This is a genomic window from Burkholderia sp. Bp8963, from assembly GCF_003854275.1.
Lineage (GTDB): Bacteria > Pseudomonadota > Gammaproteobacteria > Burkholderiales > Burkholderiaceae > Burkholderia.
Genome location: NZ_QTQP01000007.1, coordinates 47,622 through 74,621 on the forward strand (window position 1 = coordinate 47,622; position 27,000 = coordinate 74,621).

Sequence of the window (27,000 nt, forward strand, 5' to 3'; positions counted from 1 at the left end):
AAGCGGACGCGCGGCCTTTTGGCCACACAACTTAAACAAACGCTTAAATTGCGAACTGCTCGCGATTCTTGCCGGCGATCCAGCGCGGCGGCTTGCCGCGGCCCGACCACGTCGCGCCCGATTCCGGATCGCGATACTTTGCGGCGACACCAGCGCGCGGACGGCCAACCTTACCGGGCTTCGCACGGTTCAGGCCGAGCTCGACCAGCGAAAAACCGTAATCCGCGATTTTCTGCTTCACATCATTGAGCACTTCGGCGTATTCGCGCGACTTGGCTTCTTCGATTTGCTTCTCCAGCTTCTCCCGCTGGGCCAGCAGGTCCTTGTAAGAAGACATAGTTTCCCTTTCCAAATGATCGATGGCGCCGCTCTGTGGCCAGCTCACCATTCCTGAAATATTTTCGCCTCGGATTTTGAAGGCAGAGATTAGCACAAAAAAGAATCGCCTGAAGCAACGCGCATTAAAAATCCCGGCTTCGAATAGTAATTCGCACAGGTCAATTCGACCGGCGACGGCCATATCTCAAATTCTTGCGTCCTTACACGCAGATTAGGACATAACGTGTGACGCATTAAGACTTTCAACATACGCAATTACCCTGCATCAAAAAAAATCAAAGCTATCATCTGACGACAGGATCGAAAATCCCGACTTGTATAGCCAACCGACATCAGCAATACACATTCCGCGACGTCAGGTCACACGTCGCGCACATTCGATCAGCTGCACACGCAATCGGTCGATATCGTCCTGCGGTGCGTCGAATGCGGTCCGTATCCGCCGGCCGTCGCGCCGCCAGTCGGCGCCATAGCGGTCGACGCCGAGCAGGTCCAGGCCAGCCTGGCACGCGTCGCCGGCGTCGTGCGCCGCCCACAGCGCCTGCTCGTCGTCGAACGCGAGCGGCGCACGCGGGTCGAGCGCGGCGCCGTCGACCCAGCCCATCCGGCCGAACCCGCCGATATAGCGCAGCCGCTCGACGTCGAGCGCCCAGAACGTGAAATCGCCGAGCGCGAGATAACGCTCGGCGTCCGGTGCATAACGCAGGTAACGCGCGACGAGATGCGGGTCGGCATCGACGGGCGCGAAGCGGCCGAGCAACGTCGCACGCTCGGCATCGAGCACGTCGCCGTCCGGCGCATCGACGACAAGGAACCCGGCACGCGGGTCGGCGATCAGATTGCGCGTGTGCTCCGCAAGGCCGCTCACCAGGATCACCGGCCGATGGCGCGCATCCGGCGCGAACGGCACGACCGTCGGATACGGAAAGCCTTGCGGGTCGCGCGCGTGCGTCGCGAGCGTGCCGAGCGCGCAGCGGTGCAGCAGGTGCAGCGGAAGGGCGGGATCGATATTCACGGAAACTCCTGCAGTCGAAAGGCGGCGCATCGGGCGGGCCGCGGCGGATCGATGTTACTCGCGGCGGAAAGCGTGGCGAATCGTGAAATGTGTCGATGGTCGGGCACCAGATGCTCGCCGCCGAGTGCCGGGCACCGGGCACCGAACACCCGACACCGGCCTTCACGCACCCGCCAGCGAAATCGTAAGCGGTTCGATAGAATCGGGCGAATCTCAAACGGCGTTCGTGACGCCAGTCATTTTCCTTCCGACGAGTCATCCGTGTCCGATTCCTCCCCCGACCTTGCCGTGCCGCCCGTCGCGCATCACGCCCTGCCGCTTCCGGTTCGCCAGCGCGCACGCACCGCCACGATGGCGCTGTTCTTCGTCGCCGGGATGATGTACGCATCATGGGGCGTCCACGTGCCGACCGTGCGCGACAAGTTCGCGCTGAGCCCCGCGCTGCTGTCGATCGCGCTGTTCGCGGTCGCGGGCGGGTCGATCGCCGCGATGATGACGGTCGCGCGCTGGATCGCGCGCGTCGGCTCGCGCACCGCGTGCCTCGCAGGCGGCCTCGCGATGTCGGCGTGTGCGGCGCTGATTCTCGTCGTGCCCGACTATCCGCTGCTGCTCGCGGTGCTCGCGCTGTTCGGCTTCTCGATGGCGACGCTCGACGTCGCGATGAACGCCGAGGCGAGCGCGGTCGAAATCGCGCTCGGCAAGCCGATCATGTCGTCGCTGCACGGGATGTTCAGCGCCGGCGGGATGGCGGGTGCCGCGGCAGGCGGCGCGCTGCTGTCGGCCGGCATGGCGGGCGCCGTGCATCTCGCGCTTGCCGCGGCAGTCAGCGCCGCAGTGTTCGTTGCGTCGTGCCCGGCGGTGCTGCCGCACGTCCCGCATCACGAACACGCGCACGGCGGCGGCAACCGCTGGCGCTCGCCCGCGCTGTGGATGCTCGGCGGCATCGCGCTGATCGCGCTGATCGCCGAAGGCGCGATGTACGACTGGGCGACGGTCTACATGCGCGACGTCGTCGCGTCGAGCCCCGCGCTGGCGAGCGCCGCATACGCAGCGTTTTGCGGCGGGATGGCGGCCGCGCGCTTCGCGGGCGACGCGGTGCGCGCGCGGTTCGGCGCACCGCAGCTCGTGTTCGCGAGCGCGTCGCTCGCGTGCGCGGGGATGGTCGGCGCGCTGCTCGTGCCCTATCCGGCCGTGGTGCTTACGGGTTTCACGCTGATGGGGCTCGGTCTCGCGAACATGATGCCCGTGCTGTTCGCCGCCGCCGCGCGCGTCAAGGGCATCCACGCGGCCGAGAGCCTCGCGCACGTGGCCGGCCTCGCGTATTTCGGACTGCTGTTCGGTCCGGTCGTGATCGGCGCGGTCGCGCAGGCCGCGAACCTGACGGTCGGGCTAGCGGTCGTCGCGCTGTGTGCGGCGCTCGTCGCGGCCATCGCGCCGAAAGTGCTCGCGCACCTGAAGGTCTGACGTGCCTCCCGCTGCGCGCATCCCGCTGCGCACCTCCCGCTACGTGTCGTGCGCGCCGGCGCGCGCCGAAAAAAGAAACGCGCATGCGTTGCCGCATGCGCGTTTCTACCCCTGCTGTTGACCGCTGCTTACATCTTCACTTCATCGAGGAACGTCTTCTTGCCGCCCTTGTAGTTGTACAGCGAAATCACGCCGTGCTTCAGGTCGCCCTTCGAATCGAAGGTCGTCGTCCCGATCACGCCCGTGTAGTTCGTGTCCGGCATGGCCGCGAGAATCTTCGCCGGATCCGTCGAGTTCGAGCGCTTCATCGCGTCGACGACGATGTACACCGCGTCATACGTGAACGGCGCGTAGATCTGGATCGGCTGGCCGAAACGCTTCTCGTACTTCGCCTTGAACGCGCCGCCGCCCGGCATCTTCTCGAGCGACGCACCCGCTTCCGAGCACACGACGTTGTCGGTCGCGTCGCCGGCCAGGTCCGCCAGCTTTTCCGTGCACACGCCGTCGCCCGCGAGGATCCGCGCGCGCAGGCCGAGCTGCTTCGCCTGCTTCGCGAACGGGCCGCCCGTCGCGTCCATGCCGCCGTACATGATCGCGTCCGGATTCTCGCCCTTGATCTTGGTCAGAATCGCGCGGAAGTCGACCGCCTTGTCGTTCGTCGCGTCGTGCGACACCACCTTCAGGCCGAGTGCCTTCGCCTTCTTCTCGAATTCGTTCGCGAGACCCTGGCCATAAGCGGTCGAGTCGTCGACCACCGCGACGCTCTTGATGCCCTTCGAATGCGCGTAGTTCGCGAGTGCCGGGCCCTGCTGCGCATCGGTCGCGACGACGCGGTACGTCGTCTTGAAGCCTTGCTGCGTGTAGGCCGGGTTGGTCGCCGACGGCGAGATCTGCACGATGCCCGAATCGCTGTAGATCTTCGAGGCCGGGATCGACGTGCCCGAGTTCAGGTGACCGACCACCGCGACGACCTTGTCGTCGACGAGCTTCTGCGCGACCTGCGTCGCCTGGCGCGGGTCGGCGGCATCGTCCTGCGCATCGAGTTGCAGCGTGATCTTCTGGCCACCGATCGTGAGACCCTTGGCGTTGATCTCCTCGACTGCGAGACGGGCGCCGTTTTCATTGTCCTTGCCGAGGTGTGCAATACCGCCCGTCAACGGCGCAACGTGGCCAATCTTGACGACCTGATCGGCGGCCGCGTTGCTTGCAGCTGCAACGCACAGCATCGCCGCTGCAGTGATCGGCAACAGCTTTTGCATCTTGATATTCATGTAAGTCTCCAGTTTCGGTCCCAAAAAACGCCATCGCCCGGTGCCCCGCTGCCATCCCTGTGTTCTCAATCACTGGACGATTCGCCGGTTGCATCCTTCATGCACTTGGCCTCAAGCACGTGAAACAGCCGCTTTTAGCAGCCGCCCGCCCGTACTTGCGCGGAAGTGTAGGTGATCAAATTAATTTGTGGGACTTTTTTGGGGTAGTGGTAACACTACCGATACAAGTACATATCAGACGCCTTTCTGAAATCGCTGTAAAGACCGTGGGATAAGGGTTTCCGCTAATTTCTTACGAGTCGGTGAAGGGCCGCTTTAAAGCGCTCCCTCGACATTTCGAATGGGTATTCTGTGCACAGCATCGTTGAATGAAACGCGTGTGTCGGCACGCGCTTCACGTCGCCTGGCACGCGCGATCAACCGGCCGCCGCGCGCCATTCCGCGTCGAGCGCGCCGACCAGCTGCGCAGCCGTCAGCGCATCGCCGCGCCGCCGCGCGAGCGGCGCGCCCTGCCCGGCCCACAGCGACAGGTAGTCGCCATCGTTCGCGCGCGCGGCAGCCTGGCGCAGCGGTTGCGTGAGCGCGTTCTGCACCGGATACGGCGCGACATCGGCCATGCGTTCGCCGAGCCGCGCCATCAGCGTATTGCGCAGCCCGCGCGCATGACGCCCGGTAATCGCGCGCGTGACCTGCGTCGACGTGTCCGCGCTCGCGAGCAAGCGCGCTTTCCAGTCGGCAGCGATCGCGCTTTCCGCGCACGTCAGGAACGCGGTGCCGAGCTGCGCGGCCTGCGCGCCGAGCGCGAGCGCCGCCGCAATGCCGCGGCCGTCCATGATCCCGCCCGCCGCGAGCACGGGCAGGCCCGTCGCGTCGACGAGTTGCGGCACGAGCGCCATCGTGCCGATCAATGCGTCGTCGGCCGCGCCGATGAACGTGCCGCGATGCCCGCCCGCCTCGGCGCCCTGCGCGGACAGCGCGTCGGCGCCCGCCGCCTGCCACGCGAGCCCTTCGGCGACGTGCGTCGCGGTGCCGATCACGTAGGTGCCGGCCGCCTTCAGCCGTGCGACGTCGGCCGCATCGAGCACGCCGAACGTGAAGCTCGCAATCGGCACGCGCAGCGACACCAGCATGTCGAGCTGCGCGCGGAAGTCGGGCGCGAATCGCGCGGGCGCGGCGCCGGGCGGCAGGCCGAGCGCGGCGTTGAGCGGATCGATCGCCGCGAGCGCGCGCGCGAGCGTCGCCGCGTCGGGCGTCACGTCCTGCAGCACGAACAGGTTGACCGCAAACGGCCGGTCGGTGGCCGCGCGCACCTGCGCGACTTCGTCGGCGAGGCGCTCGGGCGCGAACGCGCCTGCGCCGAGACTGCCGAGCGCACCGGCATTCGACACGGCGGCGACCATCGCGGACGTGGTCGCGCCGACCATCGGCGCCTGCACGAGCGGCAGGCGCAGGCCGAAGCGTTCGGCGAACGGTGTGGACAGGGAACGGACTGACATGGGAACGATCCTTCGGCGGTGACGCGCGAAAGCGCGCTGTAAGCAGGGAGATGCTTTCGACTGTACCGAAGCGTCGTACGACCGAAAAATGAATAATCCTGAACGGAACGATCGCTGCGCGAGAAGCCGGCGCCGCGTGCCGCGCACGCTGCAGCGCACGGTGATTGGTGGCACACTAGGCCGCCCCCTTTTTTTCATCGCCGAGGCGTGCGCGACGCCGCCTCGCTCGTCAGGAGTTCAACGTGACTGCTCAATGGATCGACATTCCGGCCGGTAACGACAGCTTTGGCGGCTATCTCGCGCTGCCCAGGCGCGGCACGGGCCCGGCCGTCATCATCATCCAGGAGATCTTCGGCGTGAACGCGCACATCCGCGCGGTCGCGGACCAGTACGCGGCCGACGGCTACGTCGCGCTCGCGCCGGACGTGTTCTGGCGCACGCAGCCGCGCGTCGAGCTGACCTACGAAGGCGCGGACCGCGACAAGGGCATCGAGCTGATGAAGAAGACCGATGTGAAGCTCGCGGTCGCCGACATCGCCGCGGCGGCCGACGCGCTGCGCGCGCGCGCCGAAGTCGCCGGCAAGGTCGCCGCGATCGGCTACTGCTTCGGCGGCCAGCTCGCGTACCGCGCGGCCGCGACCGGCAAGATCGATGCGGCAGTCGCGTATTACGGCGGCGGCATCCAGAACGCACTCGACATCGCGGGCCAGGTCACGCAGCCGATCCTGTTCCATTACGCGGAGAACGACCACGCGATTCCGCCCGAGGCCGTCGACCAGGTCAAGGCCGCGTTCGCCGGCCGTGACAATGCCGCGTTCCACCTGTATCCGGGCGCCGAGCACGGCTTCAACTGTACGGACCGCGCGTCGTACAACCAGCGCGCGGCGGCGCTCGCGCACGGCCGCACGCTGACGTTCCTCGCCGAGCACCTGTAAGCAAACCGGCAGCGGGCCCGGCCCCCGTGCGGGGCCCGCGCCCGCTCCCTTTTCATGACCGGGGGTGACAGCGGTGCATTCGGACTATCTCGCCCACGACGCGATCGCGCTCGCCGATCTCGTCCGCCAACGCAAGGTGAGCCCGCGCGAACTGATCGATGCCGCGATCGGGCAGGCCGAAGCGGTCAATCCCGCGATCAACGCGATCGTGCTGCAGGACTACGACGCCGCCCGCGAACGCGCCGCGACGCTGCACGACGCTGACGGCCCGTTCGCCGGCGTGCCCTATCTCGTCAAGGACCTCGGCGCGGCGGTCGCGGGGCTGCCGCTGTCGATGGGCAGCCGGCACTACCGGTACTACGTGCCCGACGCCGATTCGCCGCTGATCGCGAAGAGCCGCGCGGCCGGGCTGAATTTCTTCGCGAAGACCAACACGTCCGAGATCGGCCAGATGCCGTACACGGAGCCCGAGCTGTTCGGCGCGTGCCGCAACCCGTGGAATCTCGACCACACGCCCGGCGGCTCGAGCGGCGGCGCGGCCGCCGCCGTCGCGGCCGGGATCGTGCCGCTCGCGCACGCGTCGGACGGCGGCGGATCGATCCGCATCCCGGCGTCGTGCTGCGGGCTGTTCGGCCTGAAGCCGAGCCGCAACCCGGCGCTCGCCGACACGCCGATGAGCGGCGACCTCGTCGTCCAGCATGCGGTTGCGCGCAGCGTGCGCGACAGCGCACTGCTGCTCGACGTGACGACTGGCCAGACGCTGCCGAGCGGCGCACCCGGCACGTTCCTCGGCGCGCTCGACACGCCGCCCGGCGCGCTGCGGATCGGCGTCGTCACCGATCCGATGCTGGCCCCCGCGCTGGCCGCCGACACGCGCGCGGCGCTCGACGACGCGGCCGCGCTCGTCGCATCGCTCGGCCATCACGTCGAACCGGCGACGCTGAATATCGACTTTGCGCGCGTGGCCGAAACCTTCCTCACGCTGTATGCGGCGATCGCCGAGGAGATGGTGCTCGGCGCGCGGCAACTGACGGGCCGCACGCCACGCCGCAACGAGTTCGAGGCCGCGACGTGGGCAATGGCCGTCGTCGGCCGGCGGCTCGCGCGCACGCGGCTGCCGGACGTGCTCGAGTGGCAGCGCCAGCTCACCGTGCAGGTCACGGGGCTCGCCGCGCGCTACGACGTCATCCTGTGCGCGTCGCTCGCGGGGCCGCCCGTCAAGATCGGCGAGCTGCAGCCGACGCCGTTCGAGCATGCACAGATGAAAGTGCTCGCGGCGCTGCCGATCAAACCGCTGCTGAAGGAGATGCTCGCGAAGGCGTCGCAGAAGGCGTTCGCGTGGGCCGGCTGCACCGAGCTCTTCAATCTGACCGGCCAGCCGGCGATGTCGGTGCCGCTCTACTGGAACGCGCGCGGCCTGCCGATCGGCGTGCAGTTCGCCGCGCGCCACGGCGACGACGCGCTGCTGCTGAAGCTCGCGCGCCAGCTCGAACAGGCGCGGCCGTGGTTCGAGCGCCGCCCGCCGCTGATGCAGGCGGGGCGCTGACGCACCCCAAAGAAAAACCCCGCCGGGCAACGCCGGGCGGGGTCGTGGGGTGGCGGCCGCCGAGCGGCGCGCGAGCGTGGCTTACACGCCGAGCCGTTCGCAGATCGTCTTCGTCGCGGCCGCGCCGTTCAGCGTATAGAAATGCAGCCCCGGCACGCCCGCGTCGAGCAGGCGCTGGCACAGGCCCGTGACGACGTCCGCGCCGAACGCGCGGATCGCCTCGCGGTCGTCGCCGAAGCTCTCGAGCCGGCGCGCGACCCAGCGCGGCACTTCGGCGCCGCACATCTCGGAAAAGCGCATCAGCTGCGAAAAGTTCGTGATCGGCATGATGCCCGGCACGATCGGCACCTCGACACCGAGCTTGCGCACGTCGTCGACGAAGCGGAAATACGCGTCCGCGTTGAAGAAATACTGCGTGATCGCGGAATTCGCGCCGGCCTTCACCTTGCGCGCGAAGTTCTCGATATCGGCCTTCGGCGAGCGCGCCTGCGGATGGTATTCCGGATAGCCGGCAACCTCGATGTGGAACCAGTCGCCATGCTCGGCGCGGATGAAGCTGACGAGCTCCGACGCATAGCGCAACTCGCCGACCTCGCCCATGCCGGACGGCAGGTCGCCGCGCAGCGCAACGATGTGGCGGATGCCGTGCGAGCGGTACTGGTCGAGGATCGCCCGCAGGCTGTCCTTCGACGAGCCGATGCACGACAGGTGCGGCGCGGCCTCGAGGCCGTCCTTCTGCATGTCGAGCACGGTATCGAGCGTGCCCTGCTGCGTCGAGCCGCCGGCGCCGAACGTCACGGAGACGAATTTCGGCTTCAGCGGCAGCAGTTGCGCGCGGGTCGCGCGCAGCTTCTCGACGCCTTCCGCCGTCTTCGGCGGGAAGAATTCAAACGAGAGTTCGATCGGTTTCATGATGGGAATGGCAACCCGTTCAGCCGATGTTGCGCTGGCCGAAGATCAGGGCGGACAGCAGCCACGACACGATGCTGTACAGGATCGAACCGAAGAACGCGGACCAGAACCCGGAGACCTCGAAGCCCTTCAGCAGCGACGACGCGAACCAGAAGCACAGCGCGTTCACGACGAGGATGAACAGCCCGAGCGTGACGACCGTGACAGGCAGCGTCAGCAGGATCAGCACCGGGCGGATCACCGCGTTGATGAGGCCGAGCACGACTGCGATGATCAGCGCGGTGCCGAAGCTCTTGATGTGGATCGACGGCACGAGGTACGTGATGATCAGCAGCGCGAGGGCATTGATGATCCAGGTGAGGATGACGCTCATGTAATGCTCCGGTTCTCGGTTGAAGATCGTGGGGCCCGCCCGGGAGCCCGCTTGGGGGCCCCTGGGGTCGGTCAGGACCGTTCGGCTTGCGCCGCTCGGGCCGCGTGCGACTGCCCGGATGACGGAACGGCGGCCGCGCCGGACTGCGCGTGGCCGCCTGTCTGCAGGCCGCCGCCCCGCCGGTCCCGCACCGTGTCGCGCATCGCTGCGCGGCACGGCCCGCCCCCGGCGAACGGCGGCTTGCGCGTCATCAGTAGCGGTAGTGGTTCGGCTTGAACGGGCCTTCCTTCGCGACGCCGATGTACGACGCCTGCTCGTCCGACAGCACCGACAGGTTCGCGCCGATGCGCGCGAGGTGCAGGCGCGCGACCTTTTCATCGAGGTGCTTCGGCAGCACGTACACCTTGTTCTCGTACTCGCCGCCGCGCACGAACAACTCGATCTGCGCGAGGGTCTGGTTCGCGAACGAGTTCGACATCACGAACGACGGGTGGCCGGTCGCGCAGCCGAGGTTCACGAGGCGGCCTTCCGCCAGCAGGATCACGCGCTTGCCGTCCGGGAAGATGATGTGGTCGACCTGCGGCTTGATGTTTTCCCACTGGTACTGGCGGGTCGACGCGACGTCGATTTCCGAGTCGAAGTGGCCGATGTTGCAGACGATCGCGTTGTGGCGCATCGCCTTCATGTGATCGTGGTTGATCACGTGGTAGTTGCCGGTCGCCGTCACGAAGATGTCGGCCTTGTCGGCCGCGTATTCCATCGTCACGACGCGGTAGCCTTCCATCGCCGCCTGCAGCGCGCAGATCGGGTCGATTTCGGTAACCCACACGGTCGCGCCCAGGCCGCGCAGCGACTGCGCGCAGCCCTTGCCCACGTCGCCGTAACCCGCGACGACCGCGACCTTGCCCGCGATCATCACGTCGGTCGCGCGCTTGATGCCGTCGACGAGCGACTCGCGGCAGCCGTACAGGTTGTCGAACTTCGACTTCGTGACCGAGTCGTTCACGTTGAACGCCGGGAACGGCAGGCGGCCGTCCTTTTCCATCTGGTACAGGCGGTGCACGCCGGTCGTCGTTTCTTCGGTAACGCCCTTGATGTGCGCAAGGCGCTTCGAGTACCAGCTCGCGTCGATGTCGAGATGCTTCGCGATCGACTTGTACAGCGCGACTTCTTCCTCGTTGGTCGGCTTGGCGATCACCGAGCGATCCTTCTCGGCCTTCGAGCCGAGGATCAGCAGCAGCGTCGCGTCACCGCCGTCATCGAGGATCATGTTCGCGAATTCGCCGTTCGGCCATTCGAAGATGCGGTGCGAGAACTCCCAGTACTCGTCGAGCGACTCGCCCTTGAACGCGAACACCGGCGTGCCGGCTTCGACGATCGCGGCAGCGGCATGATCCTGCGTCGAGAAGATGTTGCACGAGGCCCAGCGCACGTCCGCGCCGAGCGCCTTCAGCGTCTCGATCAGCACGCCGGTCTGGATCGTCATGTGCAGCGAGCCTGCGATGCGCGCGCCCTTCAGCGGCTGCTGTGCCTTGTATTCGTCGCGAATCTGCACGAGGCCCGGCATTTCGGTCTCGGCGATGTTCAGCTCCTTGCGGCCCCAGCCGGCAAGCGCCATATCGGCGACGAGATAATCGTGGGAAGCTTGGGAATCGATGATGGCGCTCATCACGCCCTCCTTTCTAAAAAAGTTCTAGAAGTGGTGACGTGAGCGCCGTTCAGGAAGCGGCGGCCGGCGCGATGCGCCGCGGCCCTGCCCGCTTGGTGAAGCCTTCCGAGCCTGGCGGACGCATGATCGCCCGTCGCAACGCTCCTCGGAAAACGGGAGGGATTGTAGCAAATCGGCGGGAACATTGCGTACCCGCCGCGCGCATGCTCGCTAAAGGGGTCAGGTTTCCGCGCCGACCCACGCCTGCTCGCGCAACCGCGCGCGCAGCCGCGCGACCGCCTGGCTGTGCAGTTGGCACACGCGCGATTCGCTGACCTCGAGCACCGCGCCGATCTCGCGCAGATTCAGACCCCGCTCGTAGTACAGCGACATCAGCAGCTTTTCGCGTTCCGGCAGCCGCTCGATCGCCTCGACGAGCGCCTCGCGCAGGTGCTCTTCGAGCAGCGCCGACAGCGGATCGGCGTGATCGACGCGATAGCGGTCGAGGAACGGCTCGTCGTCGGCCGCGCGGTCGAAATCCTCGTAGTAGATGAGCTGGCTGCCGTGCAGGTCCTGCAGCATCCCCTGGTAGTCGCCGAGCGGCATCTCCAGGTGCTTCGCGATCTCCGCCTCGCTTGCCGCGCGGCCAAGGTGCTGCTCGACCTGGTGCACGGCCTGCTCGACCTCGCGCGACGTCTTGCGCAGGCTGCGCGGCAGCCAGTCGTTGCTGCGCAGCTCGTCGAGCATCGCGCCGCGGATGCGCTGCGTCGCGTAAGTCTCGAACTGCGCGCCCTGGTCTTCCTTGTAGCGGCCGGCCGCGTCCATCAGGCCGATCATCCCGGCCTGGATCAGGTCGTCGAGGTCGACGCTCGCCGGCATCTTCGCGACGAGCTGCAGGCCCAGGCGGCGCACGAGCGGCGCGTATTGCGCGAGCACGTCGGCCTGGGAAATCTTTCCTTGAGCGTTGTACATCATGGCTCTCTCCTTCCGGTGGCGCTCACGCGGCGTGTGCCGCGCCTGCCTCGAACGACGGGCTGCCGGCCGCGCGGATCGGGCCCGCGCCGGGCCTCGGGCGCAGCGGCCAGTACAGCAGGTCCGCGGCAATCTGCCGGTAATCGCGTGCGGCCGGCGACGACGGGAACGCGTCGACCGCCGTACGCACGAGCTCGCGCGCATGCTCGACGAGCGGATCGGCGCTCACGCAGCCGGCGTCGGCAATCGACACCGCCAGGTAGCGGCTCGCGACGCCTGCCAGGTTGTCGTAGGCCGTCTTCGCGTCGGCGTGGCTGCCGACGTGGTTGGTCAACACGCGGAACTGCGCGATTGCATGCGCGTAATGCAGCCGCTTCATGTGCGCGTACGCCTCGGTGATCGCGTGCGCGGCGACCCGCGTGACGATCAGCACGTCGTGCGCTTCGCGTGCGAGGGCCGAGAACGCGCCGTTCGCTTCGGGCTGCGCATCGACGAGCACGATGTCGGCCGGCCCGTCGACGAAATCGCTCAGCTGCGCGTCGCTGTAGCCGGCACGCGCGAGCCGCGCCGCCGCGCACACGGAGAACCCGGCGGCGACCCGCGTGCGTTCGCCGTCGCGCAGCCATGCGCCGGCGAGCGTCGCGGCGGCCGAGTGCACGTCGGCACGCTCGTCGACGACGAGCACGTCCTTGCCGAGCGACGCGAGCGCGGCGGCGAGGTTCACGACGGTCGACGTGCAGCCGACGCCCGCCGGCCCGCCCGCGACCGCGACGATTCTCGACGCGCGCCCGGCCAGCAGGCGCCGCAATCCTTCAGCCTGATCGACCATGCGTTTATCCAAAGCGCACCTCGTGCAGCTCGGCGGTGGAACGTGCGGTCAGCGCGGAAAGCAGCGTCGGCATGTCCTCGTCGTGCGGCACGAAGGGCGAGCCGTCGCGCGGCACACAGAACGCACTCTTCAGCAGGAATTTCTTCGTCGCGACGTACAGGTTCTCCGGCACCTTCTGGCCGGTCGACACGTAGTGGACGGGCAGCTTGTAGCGGATCACCGTGTCGAGCACGCCGCCGAGATGGGTCGCCTCGTCGAGCTTCGTGAGCACGCAGCCGGCGAGGTCCGGATGGTCGCCCGCGCTGCGGTACGCCTGCACGACCTCGTTGAGCGTGTCACCGTGGCTCGTCGCGTTGAGCAGCAGCAGGCGCTGCACGGGCGTATTCGCGCCGTGCAGCATCGCGATCTGGTCGGATACCGCGCGGTCGCGCTGGCTCATGCCGATCGTGTCGATCAGCACGATGTGCTTGTTGCGCAGCTCGGACAGCGCGAGTTCGAGATCGCCCGCGTCCTTCACCGCGTGCACGGGCACGCCGAGGATCCGGCCGAAGATCCGCAATTGCTCGTGCCCGCCGATCCGGTAGCTGTCGGTCGTGAGCAGCGCGACCTTGCTCGCGCCGAAGCGCATCACGCAACGCGCGGCGAGCTTCGCGGTGGTCGTCGTCTTGCCGACGCCCGTCGGGCCCATCAACGCGAACACGCCGCCGCGCTCCATCAGCGCGTCTTCGCTTTCGAGCACCGGCAGGTTCGCCGCGAGCACCGACTGCGCCCATTCGGCCGCCTGCTCGAAGGTCTGCTCGCCCTCGCCCTGCGGCAGGTTGTCGACCATCATCCGCACGAGCTGCGCGGAGAAGCCGGCCGCGAACAGGTGCTTCGTCAGCGCGCCGTGCACGGGGCTGCGGCGCTGGCGTTCGTGCCACATCAGGCTGTCGAACTGCTCTTCCATCATCCCGCGCAGCGCGCCGAGCTCATTCATCACCGTGTCGTTGACGATCCGCTCGATGCGCGACTTCACCGCGTCCGCGACCGCCGCGGCCGTGTCGGTCGGGATGCGCGTGCGCTCGGCCACCTTCGGCGCGGGCGCGGGCGCGTCGGCGATCCGGCGCGGCGCGGCCGCTTCGGCCGGAATGCGGCGCGCGACGTCGCGCACGATGTCCTGCGCCCAGTCGGGCGCCGGCGCATCGCTGGTACGCGGCGCGCGTACGGTATCAGCCGGCGCGCGGTAGCCGCTGTCCGGTACGGGCTGGTTGCGTGCTGCGAGCGCCTCGCGCTGCTGCGTCAGGCGCCTCGCATGCTCGACGAGCCACGGCGCGGGTTCGGAAGGGGCGGCGGGCGATGCTGCGGCGAGCGAACCTGCAGCCGGCGATCCCGCAGCGAGCGACGCTGCAGCCGGCGCTGCGTCATCCGGCATTCCGGCCGTACCCGGCGCAATCGCCGGCGCATCGTCCGCTTCGGCGCTCGCGCCGAACATCGACGAGAACACGTCCGGCAGCCCGCCGTCGCCCATTGCATACGGATTGGCAACCGCGCGCGTGCGCGGCGCGAAGCCCGGCAACGCGGCCGGCTGCACGGCGATCGCAGGATGTCCCGGCGCAGCGGCAGGCGGCGCGATCGCGGCCAGCTCGGCGTCGGCGAGCGCGGTGATCTCGACGCTTCCGTCATCGAGCGTGCGGTTCGACAGCACGACGGCATCGGCGCCGAGCGCCTCGCGCACGAGCCGCAGTGCATCGCGACTCGTTGCGCCGGTGAATTTGCGAATGTTCAAGCGGGACCCCCGATGACGTTAACGACCTTGATCGTGCGTGTGTCCGGCACTTCGGCGTACGACAGCACTTTCAATTGCGGCAGGCTGCGGCGCAGGAAGCGCGCGAGCATCGCGCGCAACGCGTGCTGCACGAGCAGCACGGGCGGCAGCCCGAGATTCTGTTGACGCAGCAGCGCTTGCTGCGTGCCGGTCAGAAGGTTGTGCGCGAGACCCGGCTCGAGGCCCGGATTCGCCCCGGTGGCGAGCGCCTGCGACAGCACGCGCTCGAGATGCGCGTCGAGCCCCATCACCTGCATGTCGCCCGCGCCCGGATACCACTGCTGCGTGATCGCGCGGCCGAGCGCGAGCCGCACCGCGGCCGTGATGTCGTACGCGTCGGTGAGGCGGCCGGCCTGCTCGGACACGGCCTCGATGATCGTGCGCATGTCGCGGATCGGCACGCCTTCTTCGAGCAGGTTCTGCAGCACCTTCTGCAGCGTCGTCAGCGAGATCGTCTTCGGCACGAGATCCTCGACGAGCGACGGCGAGTCCTTGCCGGTGCGCTCGATCAGCGCCTGCACTTCCTGGCGGCCGAGCAGTTCGGCCGCATGCTGGACGACGAGATGGTTCAGGTGCGTCGCGACGACGGTGCTCGCGTCGACGACCGTATAGCCGTACACCTGCGCCTGCTCGCGCAGCGCGACGTCGACCCACACGGCCGGCAGGCCGAACGCCGGATCCTGGGTCGGCACGCCGGGCAGCGCGGCCGTCACCTGGCCCGGGTTGATCGCGAGCCATTGGCCCGGGTACACCTCGCCCACGCCGATCTCGACGCCCTTCAGCGCGATCCGGTACGCGTTCGGCCGCAGCTCGAGGTTGTCGCGAATATGGATCACGGGCGGCAGGAAGCCGATTTCCTGCGCGAACTTCTTGCGGATGCTCTTGATGCGCTTGAGCAGCTCGCCGTCGCTGTTCTTGTCGACGAGCGGGATCAGCCGGTAGCCGACTTCGAGGCCGAGCGGATCGATCAGCTGCACGTCGTCCCAGCTCGCCTCGTGGCTGTCCGCGGGGAGCGCGGCGGGCGGCGCGATGTCGGTGACGTCGCCGGCCGCCTTGCGGGCCGCCGCGCGCTTGGTCTGCGTGCGCGCGAGCCAGATCGCGCCGCCGCCGAGCAGCAGGAACGCGAAGTGCGGCATCCCGGGGATCAGCCCCATCAGCACGATGATCGCGCCGGTGATGGTCAGCACGCGCGGGTTCGTGAACAGCTGGCCGGTGATCTGCGTGCCGATGTCCTCGTCGGTCGCGACGCGCGACACGATCACGCCGGCCGCGGTCGAGATCACGAGCGACGGGATCTGCGCGACGAGGCCGTCGCCGATCGTCAGCAGCGTGTAGTTCGTACCGGCCGCCGCGAAGCTCATGTCGTGCTGCAGCATCCCGACGATCAGCCCGCCGATCACGTTGATCGCCATGATGATCAGGCCCGCGATCGCGTCGCCGCGCACGAACTTCGACGCGCCGTCCATCGACCCGTAGAACTCGGCTTCCTGCGAGACTGCGGTGCGGCGCTTTCTCGCCTGCTCCTCGTTGATGAGGCCCGCGTTCAGGTCGGCGTCGATCGCCATCTGCTTGCCGGGCATCGCATCGAGCGTGAAGCGCGCGGACACTTCCGCGATCCGCCCCGCGCCCTTCGTGATCACCATGAAGTTGATGATCATCAGGATCACGAACACGACGATGCCGACCGCGAAGTTGCCGCCGACGAGGAAGTGGCCGAACGCCTCGATCACCTGGCCGGCCGCGTCCGGGCCCGTGTGGCCCTCGAGCAGCACGACGCGGGTCGACGCGACGTTCAGCGACAGCCGCAGCAGCGTCGAGAACAGCAGCACGCTCGGGAACGCCGCGAAGTCGAGCGGCTTCATCGTGTACATGCTGACGAGCAGCACCATCACGGACAGCGCGATGTTGAACGTGAACAGCAGATCCAGCAGCAGCGGCGGCAGCGGCAGGATCATCATCCCCAGGATCATGCAGATGAGGATCGGGCCCGCGAGCGCGCGCAGGTTGGTGCCCGCGAGCAGGTTCGGGCGCTTCGCGAACAGGCCGGCGGGCGTGCTCATGCCGCACCTCCGTGGGCACGGGCATGCGCGCCGAGCACGTCGTCGGCTTCGTCGCGCTCGTCATCGGCGGACACCGACGCGCCCTTGTCGAGTTCGGCCGGCACGTCGATATCGACGGGCACGGCCGGGAACGCGCCGCCTTCCGCGCGGAAGCGCTTGAGCTGGTACACCCACGCGAGCACCTCGGCGACCGCCGCATACAGCGAGCCGGGAATCTCGCGTTCGAGTTCGACGTTGTGATACAGCGCACGCGCGAGCGGCGGCGCCTCGAGAAGCGGCACGTTGTGCTCGGCGGCCAGCTCGCGGATTCGCGCGGCGACGAGGTTCACGCCCTTCGCGACGACCGTCGGCGCGCGCATCTCGCCATCCGTGTACTGCAGCGCAACCGCGAAGTGCGTCGGGTTCGTGACGACCACGTCGGCCTTCGGCACGGCCGCCATCATCCGGCGGCGGGCGATCGCGCGCTGCTGCTGGCGAATCCGGCCCTTCACGTGCGGATCGCCTTCGTTCTCGCGATGTTCGCGCTTCACTTCTTCCTTCGTCATGCGCAGCTTCTTGTTGTACTGCCAGAGTTGATACGGCACGTCGAGCGCGGCGACCACCAGCATCCCGGCGACCGTCGTGCCGCAGCACACGGCGACGAGGTGGAGCGCATCGGCGAGCGCCGTATCGAGCGGCTGGGTCGCGAGGCCGAGCAGTTCGTCCTTCGCGCGCCAGATCGCGACGCCGCCGATCCCGCCGACGACGAGCGTCTTCGCGACCGACATCCCGAGCTGGATCGGCCCCTGGATCGAGAACATCCGGCCGAGGCCCGTCAGCGGGTTCAGCCGGTCGAGTTTCAGTTCGAAGGTCTTCGACGAGATCAGCCAGCCGCCGAGCGCCATCGGCGCGAGCAGCGCGGCGAGCCCCGTCAGCGCGAGCAGCGGCGCGAGCGCGGCGAGCCCTTCGAGGCTCGCGCTGCCGGCCGCGGTGAGCATCCGGTGCGTGTCGAACGCGGCCGCGCGGTCGAACGAGAACGCGCCGCGCAGCATCGTCTGCAGATGCATGCCGATCGGCCCCGCGAGCAGCCATGTGCCGTAGAAGCCCGCCGCGAGCAGCGCGAACGAAGCCAGTTCGCGCGAGCGCGCGACCTGCCCCTCCTCGCGCGCCTTCTCGCGGCGCCTCGGAGTGGCGGCTTCGGTTCTGTCGAGATCGCTCTCGTCTGCCACGGGGCCTCCAGACGGATACGGCGGGATGCCGTTTTCCAGTGACACCGATTATTCATGGAGGCGTCAAACGCCGATCGGTCGAGCAAAGCCGGGAAAGGGGGGTATTTCGGGGAATCGGATGCAGGCGGGAACGGGTGCCCCGGATGGGGATCGCGCGGGGCGGGCGGCGGGGATGGGACGGGGATGGCACGGGGATGGGGGCGCGGTGGCGGGCGCGGCGAGACGCCATGCACCCCGGCACGGCGCCCCGCTCAGGTGTCGCTCAGGTGTCGCTCAGGCCTCGCTCAGACCGCGCTCAAGCCACGGGGATCGGGTCGGGGCCGAAGCGGTTCGGGCCTGCGTTGCCGCGCGCGCACATCCAGACGAGCAGGATGATCCCGCCGATGAGCGGAATGAACGCGATCAGCAGGAACCAGCCCGAGCGGCCGGTATCGTGCAGCCGGCGCACGGTTACCGCGAGGCTCGGCACGAGCAGCGCAAGCGACGCCAGCAGCGCGACGATCGCCAGCAGCAGCGCGACCGACGACGCTTCGCGCGCGACTGCCGCGATCACCTGGCACGCGATCGACACGAGCGACGTGAGCAGCGCGAAATACCAGTATTCCGCACGGCGCGCGCGGCCTTCGAACGTCGCATATTGATTGAATACCGAACGAACGGCTTCCGTGAAATTCATTTTATTGCCCTCATGTTTTTATCGACGTTTATCAACTACCCCGGAAACAACGCGTGAATTATAGGTGGAATTTCATGACGCTCAATCGCTTTTCAGCCGGCGCGCGATAGCGGATTCACGCTCGGAGAGCGGCCCTTCCCGATGTCGATCGCATGCGTCACCAGCGTGACGATTGCCGGCTTCACGCCGATTCGATTTGAAGAATTGCAACAAACTGACAAAACCTGCAGCCGGAAATAATCGGATAACGGATATTGGCTGACGCGAGAATATCGCCGCGATAATCGCTCGCTTCCGCCATTCGGTCGAAAAAAAGGAGGCGAATGCTCGCCCCCTCATCATGCCGCTGCGTCGCCGCGCGTCAGTACGCGACGTAAGGTGCCGCGCCGCCGCTCGACGTGAGGTCCATCCCGAAGTAGATCGTCTTGCCGTAGAAGTGCGGCAGCCCGACATCGAGCCAGGCCGTCGAGCCGAACGGGCCGGCGATGTCGTTGAACGCGAAAGTCGACGTGTTCGAGAACAGCGAGTCCGCGTTGCCGACCGGCATCGAGATGTTGCTCGCCGTGCCGTTCTGGCCCACGAGCGTCGCCGTGTAGGTGGTCGTCGACGCCGGGCAATAGAACTGCGTATTGCGCGAGCACACCGTCTGCGCGGAGTCGTTGAAGAAGTATGCGTTCGAGCCCGTGTCGAAGAACGCGGTGACGGTGCGGCCGAGGAACGTCGAGTTCTGGAGGTCGCCTGTCGTCGTGGACGTCAGCTTGGTCGTGGCCGCGAACGCATTGTTCGACTGCGTGCCGATGCCGAACGTCAGCAGGCCCGTCGCACTGCCCTGGCCGTTGCTCGAGATCTGCGGCATCTGCACGATCACGCCATTGTTGTCGCTCGCAAAATGCTGGACCGGATTGGCCACCTGCTGCGCGATCGGCACGAGCGTCACCGCGCAGGTCGAGTTGCCGTTCGGGCACGCGTAGTAGTTGTTGTTCACCGACGACATCGACGTCGCGCAGTTCGTGCCGCAATCCAGCGGCGCGGGCCCGATGCCGAGGATGCCGTTCGCGCCGAGCGCGCTCGCGGAATTGGCCGACGTGCCGCCGTTCGTGCACGAGGTCGGGACGTTCGTCGTGCCGAGGTCGCCGATGATCTGCACCTGCAGCGAACTCGCGGTTTCGCCGCTCACCTTCAGGTCGACGGTGCGCACGGAGCCCCAGGTATAGCTCGACACGAACTTGCCGCACTCGGCGAGCGGCGCGCCGCCGGCCCCGGTCGTCACGGGCAGGTTGCCGAGCACGCCCGACACTGCGCTGCTGACGAGCCGCAGCCCGTACGACGCGGTATCGACGAGCACGTTGTCGACGACCTGGCAGTTCGACGTGCCGGGTGCGCAGACCGTCACGCTGACGGTCGGGATGTTGATCACGTTGGCGACACCCTGGCTCACGGTGATCACCGCGGTGTTCGCGGCGACGGGCGTGCCGCCGCTGCCGCCACCGCCGCCGTTGCCGCCGCCCGAGGAACCGCCGTCGCCGCCGCCACACGCGGTGACCAGCGCGGCAGTCGCGACCGCCAGGCTCAGCGCGCCGAGCCAGCGAATGAGAGTATGAGGAATACGCAAGATCGGTCTCCCGCTGTCACTGGATGTCGTTGCCGGTGAAACCGGCGGGCAGCGCCTGCGGCAGCCACGCCTGTCCGGAGAACGCGCCCATGTGGCCGCCCGTCCGGATCACGAGGCCGCTCGTATCGACGGACACGGGCGCGCGCCAGCCGCGCGCCTTGTGCGCCGCGTCGACGCCAGCGGTGTATTGCGGGAAATAATTGCCGAACAGCGATGCGAGATCCGGCATCGTCGGCCCTTGCCATGCGACACCGAACACGGTGCCGGCGGAGGACATGTATTCACGGATCACGGTGCCCGACCCGAGCGTGATTTCGCGGACGGTGTAGGCCGCCGCGCTGGCCGACGCGCCATCGGCCGAGCGCATCGCGCGCTGCAGCGCGCGCACGGTGGCCGCATGGTCGTCGGACGGCGGCGACATCGGCGCGCCGCCCAGTTCCGCGTGTGCGTGCACACTCCACAGCACGCTCATCAACGCCGCCGCGGACGCGGCGGCACAGCCCAGACGTTTCAGCTTCACGTTCCCCCCCAGGACTTGCCTCGTTATTGGCGGCACCGATGGTGTGACCGGCGCCGCGGCTCAGTCTTATGACAGACAAAAGGACGTCGTTCCGATGCCGCTGAACTGGTATTGCTGAAGCGTAGTATGCCTGCGGAGTGTTTCCAAGTGTCAACAGGGACAAAGCACACGCGTAGCGCCGACCGGCGGGAAGCCCCGCCGCGCGGGCTTCCCGGGGAACGTTGCGGAGGAAACCCTAAGTGCGCCCCCGTCAGAACCCCAGGCTCGCGAGCAGGTCGTCGACCTGCGCCTGGTCCTGGACGACGTCGGCCTTGCCCTCCGGATTGATCTGCGGCCCGTTCAGCAGCGCTTCGGGGCTGCCGGTGCTGCTCATGGTCTGCTCGGCCGCGAGCGCTGCCGCAGTCGCCGCGAACTGCTCGCGGCGCTCGGGCGCGATGTTCTCGACGAGCACGGTGAGCAGTTGCTGCTCGATCAGGTAGACCATGTCCATGATCTTCTTGATCACCTGCCCGGTCAGATCCTGGAAATCCTGCGCGAGCATGATCTCGAGGAGCTGTGCGTTGGTTGCGGACGTCGCATCCGGCAGCGCGCGCAGGAACGCCCGCGTGTCGTCCATCAGCTCGCGAACTTCCGCGCGCTCGATCGGCGCCGCGTACCACTGCGTCCAGCGCGCGTCAAGCACCTCGGCCTCGTTCTGCACGCGCTCCTGCACGGGCTTGGCGATCTCGATCGCGGTCAGCACGCGCTCGGCCGCCTGCTCGGTCATCGCCACGACGTAGCGCAGCCGGTCACGCGCGTCCGGCACCACTTCCGCCGCACGCTCGACGTGCTTGTCGAGCCCGAGCTCGCGCATCGAATCGCGCAGCGTGCGCGTCAGCTGGCCGATGCGCGCGAGGATCCGGTCGCTCGCATCGGCGCCTTCGGCGTGGCTGTCGACGGAGAACCCCGCGCCGGCCAGCGCCGCATGGATCGGCTCGTTCACGTCAGCTCCCGGTCTTCGCCATCTTGTCGAGGATCTTGTTCAGCTTCTCGTCGAGCGTCGCGGCCGTGAACGGCTTCACGACGTAACCGCTCGCGCCCGCCTGCGCGGCCGCGATGATGTTTTCCTTCTTCGACTCGGCGGTCACCATCAGCACCGGCAGGTGCGCGAGCGTCGCGTCCGCGCGGATTTCCTTCAGCATCGCGAGGCCGTCGAGGTTCGGCATGTTCCAGTCGGAGATCACGAACTCGTAGGCGCCGCTGCGCAGCCGCGCGAGGCCCGCCGCGCCGTCTTCCGCCTCGTCGACGTTCGAGTAGCCCAGCTCCTTGAGCAGGTTGCGGACGATCCGGCGCATCGTCGGGAAATCGTCCACCACCAGGATTTTCATGCTCTTGTCCATCTTCGTTCCTTTCCAGATTCGTTTGCGCAAAACGCGTATCGTCGCACGCGTATTGCGTAATGCAAATTTAAACGCGCTGCACGCGGTCGCCCATCGTGGCCAGCCGCCCCATCACGCGGCGGCTCATCTCGGCGAGCGGCGCGACCTCGTCCGCGCCGCCGAGCGCGATCGCTTCGCGCGGCATCCCGAACACGATGCAGCTCGCCTCGTCCTGCGCGAACGTGTGGGCGCCCGCGCGCTTCATTTCCAGCAGGCCGGCCGCGCCGTCGCGGCCCATGCCGGTCAGGATCACGCCGATCGCGTTCTTGCCCGCATGCGTCGCCGCCGAGCGGAACAGCACGTCGACCGACGGGCGGTGCCGGTTCACGGGCGGCTCGTCCGACAGCTGCGCGATGTAGTTCGCGCCGCTGCGCGCGAGCAGCAGGTGCGCGTGGCCCGGCGCGATGTACGCGTGGCCCGGCAGCACGCGCTCGCCGTGCTCGGCCTCCTTCACCGCGATCCGGCACAGCCCGTTCAGGCGCTGCGCGAACGACTTCGTGAAGCCGGGCGGCATGTGCTGCGCGATCAGCACGGCCGGCGCATCGGGCGGCAGCGGCGTCAGCACCTCGCGGATCGCCTCGGTGCCGCCCGTCGACGCGCCGATGATGATCAGCTTCTCGGTACTGACGAGCGGGTTGTTGACGAGCGGCGCGGCCGCGTGGCTGCCTGCCGCACGAGCGGCGGCGGCCTGCGGCTGCGGCGCCTGCCACACGCGGGCGCGCGACGCCGCGCGGATCTTGTCGGCGAGCTTCTCCGCGTAGTCGAGCATCCCGTCGCGGATGCCGACGCGCGGCTTCGTCACGAAATCGACCGCGCCGAGCTCGAGCGCGCGCAGCGTGATCTCCGAGCCGCGCTCGGTCAGCGACGACACCATCACGACCGGCATCGGCCGCAGGCGCATCAGCTTCTCGAGGAAGTCGAGCCCGTCCATGCGCGGCATTTCGACGTCGAGCGTCAGCACGTCGGGGTTGTGCTGCTTGATGAGCTCGCGCGCGACGAGCGGATCGGGCGCGGTCGCGCACACCTGCATGTCGGGCTGGGCGTTGATGATCTCCGTCATCAGGCTGCGAATCAGCGCCGAATCGTCGACGCACAATACTTTGATCTTCTGCACTGCGTTCATGCCTCCTGCTTTTTCGATACCGTCTGGGCGTACGGGCTGCCCGTGTATGGGCTGCCGGCGGACGGGCTCCCGGCGCACGGGCCTCCGGCGGACGGCCTGGCCGCCGCCGTGCCGCGCCCGCCGAACAGCTCGATGCGCGGCCGCGCGGCCGGCCGCTGCGCCGGTGCGGCGAACAGCTCGACGTGCGCCCGCGCGCGCGCGGCGCGGACGGCGTCGGCCTCGTGCGCGAGCGCGGCTTCGCGCTCGGTAACGCCCGCCACCTGCAGCCGCAGCTTCTTCACCATCGCGCGCCCCGTATGCGGCATGAACGCGACCTTGCGCGGATGCACGCCCTGCAGGTCTTCCGCGGTGATGCGGATGCGCTCGAGCGCGAGGTAGCGGCGCACGAAATCCGAATTGCGGTCGCCGATGTTGATCGTCGTCATGCCCGCGAGCACCGCCGCGCCGCCGAACACCTTCGCCTCGAAGCGCTCGCGGCGGCCGCCCGCCTTGATCAGCTCGTTGATCAGCACTTCCATCGCGTATGCGCCGTAGCGCATCGATTCCGACGCGGCCGCGCCCGGGTCCGTGCCGTCGTCGGGCAACATGAAGTGGTTCATCCCGCCGATGCCCGCGAACGGATCGTGCAGGCATGCGGCCACGCACGAGCCGAGCACGGTCATCAGCACCATGTCGTCGGCCGTCGTGTAGAACTCGTTCGGCAGCAGCTTCACGCCCGGGCGGCCGAAGTGGCTGTCGAAGTAATGGTTGGTCGCGATCGGCAGCGCGCTCATCGGCGTTCCCCGGTGGCGGCCGTGGCCGCGGCGCGCACGCGCGTGCCGGCCGCGGCCACGGCGGCGCCCGCCGGCAGCCCGCGCGCGGCGGGTGCGCCGGGGTGGCCGTGGGGCGCGTCCTTCGCGGTGCGCGTCAGTTCGTAGACCGTCTGGCCGCGCAGCCGGAACGCCTGCGTCACGTACGTGAAGTTCTCCGAATGGCCGGCGAACAGCAGGCCGCCCGGCTTCACGAGCGGCTCGAAGCGCGCGAGCACCTGCCCCTGCGTCGGCTTGTCGAAGTAGATCATCACGTTGCGGCAGAAGATCGCGTCGAACGGCTGCGCGATCCGGTAATCGGCGTCGGTCAGGTTGAGCTGCTCGAAGCGGATCATCGCGCGCAGCTCGGGGCGCACCTTCACGCGCCCCGCCTGCGAGCCCGTGCCCTTCAGGAAGAAGCGCTTCAGCCGCTCCGGCGACAGGTGTTTGACCTGGTCGTACGTGTAGATGCCGGCCTCGGCCTTCGCGAGCACCTGCGTGTCGAGGTCGGTCGCGAGGATCGACGCGCCGCGCGCCGCCGACTCGCCGAGCGCCTCGATCAGCGTGATCGCGATCGAGTACGGCTCCTCGCCGGTCGACGCGGCCGAGCACCACACCGACACCGGCGCGGCGCGGCGCTTCACGAACTCCGCGAGGATCGGGAAATGGTGCGACTCGCGAAAGAACGCGGTGAGGTTCGTCGTCAGCGCGTTGGTGAACGCTTCCCACTCGACCGGATCGTCGTCGCGCTCGAGCAGGTCGAGGTAGTCGCGGAACGCGTCGAGCCCGCGCGCGCGCAGCCGGCGCGCGAGCCGGCTGTACGCCATGTCGCGCTTGTGCTCGGACAGCGAGATCCCCGCGCGCTGATGGATCAGCGCACGGATGCGCGCGAAGTCGGCCGCCGTGAACGCGAAGTCGCGCCCAGGCTCACCCGGGCGTTGCGAAGGTTCCTGCGATTCGGCATGAAGCGGGGCGCGCGCGGACAGCATGGCTCAGAAGGTCTCCCAATCGTCGTCGGACGTACCGGCCGCGGCGAGCGCCGGCTTCTCGCCGGACAGCGCGGGCCGCACGAGCGCAGGCTTCGCCGCCGGCGCGGCCGGCTTCGCGGCATCGCCGCCGGCAGACTTCGCGAGACGCGGCGCGTAGCCGCTCGCGGCCGGCGCTGAATGGCCCGTGTGGCCCGAGTGGCCCGAATTACCCATCTGGCCCGTGTTGCCCGAATGGCCCACCTGGCCCGCGTCCTTCGACGCGCGCGCGCGGTTGTCAGCCACACTGCGCGACGCGCCTTCGGCCGCGCTCTTCGATTCGATTGCGACGGCTGCCGCGCGCTTCGCCGGCGGCGGCGCCGGCAGCGCATTCGGCTGCGGCGCCGGACGCGCGGCACCATGCGCGAGCTTCGCAGGCGCGGGCGCGGGCGCGGCCGCATGCGCGATGCCGCCGACGACGCGCCAGCCGGACACGATCGCCTTCATCTGGCGGGTCTGCTCCTCGAGCGACGCGGCCGCGGCCGCCGCCTGCTCGACGAGCGCCGCGTTCTGCTGCGTGACGGCATCCATCTGGCCGACCGCGCGATTGACCTGCTCGATGCCGGTCGACTGCTCATCCGACGCGGCGCTGATCTCGCCCATGATGTCGGTCACGCGGCGCACGGCCTGCACGATCTCGTCCATCGTCGAGCCGGCGCGCGACACGAGCGCCGAACCGCTCTGCACCTTGTCGGCCGAATCGCCGATCAGCTGCTTGATTTCCTTCGCGGCCGCCGCGCTGCGCTGCGCGAGCGATCGCACTTCACCGGCGACCACCGCGAAGCCGCGGCCCTGCTCGCCCGCGCGCGCCGCCTCGACGGCCGCGTTCAGCGCGAGGATGTTGGTCTGGAACGCGATGCCCTCGATCGTGCCGATGATGTCGACGACCTTGCCGGAACTCGTTGCGATGTCCTGCATCGTCGCGACCACCTCGCCGACCACCTCGCCGCCCTGGGTCGCGATGTCCGACGCATTGACCGCGAGCTGGCTCGCCTGCCGCGCGTTCTCGGCGTTCTGCCGTACGGTGCCCGTCAGCTGCTCCATGCTCGACGCGGTTTCCTGCAGCGACGCGGCCTGCTGCTCGGTGCGCTGCGACAGGTCGATGTTGCCGGTCGCGATCTCGCGCGCGCCGACGTCGATCGACTCGGTGCCGCGATGCATCGCCTGCACCATCGTTGTGACCGCTTGCTGCATCGCGTTGATGCCGGCGAACAGGCGGCCGATCTCGTTCTGGCCGACGACCTCGACCGGCGTAGTGAGATCGCCCGCCGCGATGCGCTCGAAGTGCGCGACCGCCTCCCGGAGCGGCTGGACGATCAGCCCGCGCAGCGCGAAGCGGATCCCGACGACGAGCACGGCCGACAGCGCGATGCCCGCGGCGATCAGCGTGATCATCACCGAGATGCGCGACTGCGTCGCATCATGGCGCGCTTCGGCGCGCTGCTGCAGCATGCCGACGACCGCCGCCGCAGCCTGGTCGTAGGCGACGAACATCGGGCTGATCTTCGTGTCGGCGATCGCGTGATAGGCGGCCAGGTCGCCCGCGCGCGCGGCCGCGAACTCCGGCTCGACGCCTTCCTTGATGATCGTCGTGTAGCGCGCGTTCAGCTCGTCGACGAGCGCGGCATCCACGTCGTCCTTCGGGATCGCCTGGAACGCCTGCCAGTTCTGCGTCGACTTCGCGTACAGCTCCTGTGCGCGATCGAGCACCTTGCGCGCGTCGTCGACGTTGCCGGCCTCGGTCAGCGTGCGAAAGCGGTCGAGCGCCACGCGCGAGCGCAGCAGGGACGTCGACGTGTCGTCGAGCGCGTGGATCGCGGGCAGTTCGACGTGCGCAATCGCGTCGAGCGAACGGCCCGCGTGATTCAGCGCGAACAGGCCGAGTCCGCCGACCGCCGCGGCGAGACAAGCGAAAATGAGTCCGACCGCCGTGAGCGTCGTTCGGATCGACCAGTTTTGCAGCATC

24 protein-coding genes and 1 riboswitch are annotated in these 27,000 nt (G+C 68.4%); of the genes, 3 read left to right on the forward strand and 21 right to left on the reverse strand.

The genetic code is table 11. The annotated features are described in order from the left end of the window. Positions 1–43 precede the first annotated feature (43 nt). Both DID96_RS07960 and DID96_RS07965 read right to left on the reverse strand, forming a co-directional pair. Complete coding sequence (locus DID96_RS07960; RefSeq protein WP_124598948.1) at positions 44–337, reverse strand: H-NS family nucleoid-associated regulatory protein; 294 nt, start codon at positions 335–337, stop codon at positions 44–46. Between the two features lie 357 nt (positions 338–694). Beyond that, positions 695–1,354 (reverse strand): HugZ family protein, encoded by a 660-nt coding sequence (locus tag DID96_RS07965; RefSeq protein WP_124598814.1) that lies wholly within the window; start codon positions 1,352–1,354, stop codon positions 695–697. Between the two features lie 261 nt (positions 1,355–1,615). Here DID96_RS07965 and DID96_RS07970 point away from each other — a divergent pair, with 261 nt between their 5' ends. Continuing rightward, the gene (locus tag DID96_RS07970) at positions 1,616–2,818 is read left to right on the forward strand and encodes an MFS transporter (protein ID WP_124598815.1); all 1,203 of its coding nucleotides are present in this window, start codon (positions 1,616–1,618) and stop codon (positions 2,816–2,818) included. A 128-nt stretch (positions 2,819–2,946) separates the two neighbouring features. Here the strand turns inward: DID96_RS07970 and DID96_RS07975 are convergent, their stop codons facing one another. Together DID96_RS07975 and DID96_RS07980 are read right to left on the reverse strand one after the other, a co-directional pair. Continuing rightward, on the reverse strand, positions 2,947–4,089 hold the full coding sequence (locus DID96_RS07975) for a branched-chain amino acid ABC transporter substrate-binding protein (protein WP_124598816.1): 1,143 nt from the start codon (positions 4,087–4,089) through the stop codon (positions 2,947–2,949). 416 nt (positions 4,090–4,505) lie between these two features. Next, complete coding sequence (locus DID96_RS07980; protein WP_124598817.1) at positions 4,506–5,585, reverse strand: nitronate monooxygenase family protein; 1,080 nt, start codon at positions 5,583–5,585, stop codon at positions 4,506–4,508. Between the two features lie 242 nt (positions 5,586–5,827). Between DID96_RS07980 and DID96_RS07985 the strand changes: the two genes are divergently transcribed. Further along, positions 5,828–6,520 carry a dienelactone hydrolase family protein gene (locus DID96_RS07985; RefSeq protein ID WP_124598818.1) on the forward strand — a complete coding sequence of 231 codons (693 nt, stop codon included), beginning with the start codon at positions 5,828–5,830 and terminating at the stop codon, positions 6,518–6,520. Between the two features lie 73 nt (positions 6,521–6,593). Next, positions 6,594–8,066, forward strand: a complete 1,473-nt coding sequence (locus DID96_RS07990; protein ID WP_124598819.1) for an amidase — start codon at positions 6,594–6,596, stop codon at positions 8,064–8,066. An 81-nt stretch (positions 8,067–8,147) separates the two neighbouring features. Here DID96_RS07990 and metF read toward each other — a convergent pair whose 3' ends face one another. The 17 genes from metF to DID96_RS08075 all read right to left on the reverse strand — a co-directional run bounded on the left by metF (position 8,148) and on the right by DID96_RS08075 (position 26,999). After that, positions 8,148–8,978: a methylenetetrahydrofolate reductase [NAD(P)H] gene (metF, locus tag DID96_RS07995; RefSeq protein WP_124598820.1), complete on the reverse strand. Its 831-nt coding sequence runs from the start codon at positions 8,976–8,978 to the stop codon at positions 8,148–8,150. Positions 8,979–8,997: 19 nt separating this feature from the next. After that, on the reverse strand, positions 8,998–9,351 hold the full coding sequence (locus DID96_RS08000) for a phage holin family protein (RefSeq protein ID WP_124598821.1): 354 nt from the start codon (positions 9,349–9,351) through the stop codon (positions 8,998–9,000). A 250-nt stretch (positions 9,352–9,601) separates the two neighbouring features. Further along, complete coding sequence (ahcY, locus tag DID96_RS08005; RefSeq protein ID WP_124598822.1) at positions 9,602–11,023, reverse strand: adenosylhomocysteinase; 1,422 nt, start codon at positions 11,021–11,023, stop codon at positions 9,602–9,604. Between the two features lie 30 nt (positions 11,024–11,053). Further along, positions 11,054–11,173, reverse strand: a riboswitch (S-adenosyl-L-homocysteine riboswitch). A gap of 66 nt (positions 11,174–11,239) precedes the next feature. Next, positions 11,240–11,974, reverse strand: a complete 735-nt coding sequence (locus DID96_RS08010) for an RNA polymerase sigma factor FliA (protein WP_124598823.1) — start codon at positions 11,972–11,974, stop codon at positions 11,240–11,242. Between the two features lie 22 nt (positions 11,975–11,996). Continuing rightward, the gene (locus DID96_RS08015) at positions 11,997–12,812 is read right to left on the reverse strand and encodes a MinD/ParA family protein (RefSeq protein WP_124598824.1); all 816 of its coding nucleotides are present in this window, start codon (positions 12,810–12,812) and stop codon (positions 11,997–11,999) included. Then, complete coding sequence (flhF, locus tag DID96_RS08020; protein ID WP_124598825.1) at positions 12,805–14,565, reverse strand: flagellar biosynthesis protein FlhF; 1,761 nt, start codon at positions 14,563–14,565, stop codon at positions 12,805–12,807. The genes DID96_RS08015 and flhF overlap by 8 nt, the downstream gene beginning before the upstream one ends. Next, on the reverse strand, positions 14,562–16,664 hold the full coding sequence (flhA, locus tag DID96_RS08025) for a flagellar biosynthesis protein FlhA (protein WP_124598826.1): 2,103 nt from the start codon (positions 16,662–16,664) through the stop codon (positions 14,562–14,564). Before flhA ends, flhF begins: the two co-directional genes overlap by 4 nt. Next, the gene (gene flhB, locus DID96_RS08030; protein WP_124598827.1) at positions 16,661–17,872 is read right to left on the reverse strand and encodes a flagellar biosynthesis protein FlhB; all 1,212 of its coding nucleotides are present in this window, start codon (positions 17,870–17,872) and stop codon (positions 16,661–16,663) included. The genes flhA and flhB overlap by 4 nt, the downstream gene beginning before the upstream one ends. Before the next feature lie 295 nt (positions 17,873–18,167). Further along, entirely contained in the window at positions 18,168–18,548 is a 381-nt protein-coding gene (locus DID96_RS08035; protein WP_124598828.1) for a DUF805 domain-containing protein, read from the reverse strand. Positions 18,549–18,909: 361 nt separating this feature from the next. Further along, positions 18,910–20,160, reverse strand: a complete 1,251-nt coding sequence (locus tag DID96_RS08040) for a DUF3443 domain-containing protein (RefSeq protein ID WP_124598829.1) — start codon at positions 20,158–20,160, stop codon at positions 18,910–18,912. A gap of 16 nt (positions 20,161–20,176) precedes the next feature. After that, on the reverse strand, positions 20,177–20,680 hold the full coding sequence (locus tag DID96_RS08045) for a DUF2844 domain-containing protein (protein WP_124598830.1): 504 nt from the start codon (positions 20,678–20,680) through the stop codon (positions 20,177–20,179). A 250-nt stretch (positions 20,681–20,930) separates the two neighbouring features. Beyond that, entirely contained in the window at positions 20,931–21,662 is a 732-nt protein-coding gene (cheZ, locus tag DID96_RS08050; RefSeq protein ID WP_124598831.1) for a protein phosphatase CheZ, read from the reverse strand. Between the two features lies 1 nt (position 21,663). Beyond that, the gene (gene cheY, locus DID96_RS08055; protein ID WP_124598832.1) at positions 21,664–22,059 is read right to left on the reverse strand and encodes a chemotaxis response regulator CheY; all 396 of its coding nucleotides are present in this window, start codon (positions 22,057–22,059) and stop codon (positions 21,664–21,666) included. Between the two features lie 67 nt (positions 22,060–22,126). Further along, positions 22,127–23,221, reverse strand: a complete 1,095-nt coding sequence (locus DID96_RS08060; protein WP_124598833.1) for a chemotaxis response regulator protein-glutamate methylesterase — start codon at positions 23,219–23,221, stop codon at positions 22,127–22,129. Then, the gene (cheD, locus tag DID96_RS08065; RefSeq protein ID WP_124598834.1) at positions 23,218–23,994 is read right to left on the reverse strand and encodes a chemoreceptor glutamine deamidase CheD; all 777 of its coding nucleotides are present in this window, start codon (positions 23,992–23,994) and stop codon (positions 23,218–23,220) included. Before cheD ends, DID96_RS08060 begins: the two co-directional genes overlap by 4 nt. Beyond that, the gene (locus tag DID96_RS08070) at positions 23,991–24,998 is read right to left on the reverse strand and encodes a CheR family methyltransferase (protein WP_124598835.1); all 1,008 of its coding nucleotides are present in this window, start codon (positions 24,996–24,998) and stop codon (positions 23,991–23,993) included. The genes cheD and DID96_RS08070 overlap by 4 nt, the downstream gene beginning before the upstream one ends. 3 nt (positions 24,999–25,001) lie before the next feature. After that, positions 25,002–26,999 carry a methyl-accepting chemotaxis protein gene (locus tag DID96_RS08075; protein ID WP_124598836.1) on the reverse strand — a complete coding sequence of 666 codons (1,998 nt, stop codon included), beginning with the start codon at positions 26,997–26,999 and terminating at the stop codon, positions 25,002–25,004. Between the last annotated feature and the right edge of the window lies 1 nt (position 27,000).

Excerpts from the sequence above, each read along its gene's own strand:
- DID96_RS07975 (WP_124598816.1), bottom strand. The coding sequence starts at position 4,089 with ATGAATATCAAGATGCAAAAGCTGTTGCCGATCACTGCAGCGGCGATG.
- metF (WP_124598820.1), bottom strand. The coding sequence starts at position 8,978 with ATGAAACCGATCGAACTCTCGTTTGAATTCTTCCCGCCGAAGACGGCG.
- flhA (WP_124598826.1), bottom strand. The coding sequence starts at position 16,664 with ATGAGCACGCCCGCCGGCCTGTTCGCGAAGCGCCCGAACCTGCTCGCG.
- cheY (WP_124598832.1), bottom strand. The coding sequence starts at position 22,059 with ATGGACAAGAGCATGAAAATCCTGGTGGTGGACGATTTCCCGACGATG.
- DID96_RS07980 (WP_124598817.1), bottom strand. The coding sequence starts at position 5,585 with ATGTCAGTCCGTTCCCTGTCCACACCGTTCGCCGAACGCTTCGGCCTG.
- DID96_RS07960 (WP_124598948.1), bottom strand. The coding sequence starts at position 337 with ATGTCTTCTTACAAGGACCTGCTGGCCCAGCGGGAGAAGCTGGAGAAG.
- DID96_RS08035 (WP_124598828.1), bottom strand. The coding sequence starts at position 18,548 with ATGAATTTCACGGAAGCCGTTCGTTCGGTATTCAATCAATATGCGACG.
- DID96_RS08010 (WP_124598823.1), bottom strand. The coding sequence starts at position 11,974 with ATGATGTACAACGCTCAAGGAAAGATTTCCCAGGCCGACGTGCTCGCG.
- DID96_RS08060 (WP_124598833.1), bottom strand. The coding sequence starts at position 23,221 with ATGAACGCAGTGCAGAAGATCAAAGTATTGTGCGTCGACGATTCGGCG.
- DID96_RS08000 (WP_124598821.1), bottom strand. The coding sequence starts at position 9,351 with ATGAGCGTCATCCTCACCTGGATCATCAATGCCCTCGCGCTGCTGATC.
- DID96_RS08070 (WP_124598835.1), bottom strand. The coding sequence starts at position 24,998 with ATGCTGTCCGCGCGCGCCCCGCTTCATGCCGAATCGCAGGAACCTTCG.
- cheD (WP_124598834.1), bottom strand. The coding sequence starts at position 23,994 with ATGAGCGCGCTGCCGATCGCGACCAACCATTACTTCGACAGCCACTTC.
- DID96_RS08075 (WP_124598836.1), bottom strand. The coding sequence starts at position 26,999 with ATGCTGCAAAACTGGTCGATCCGAACGACGCTCACGGCGGTCGGACTC.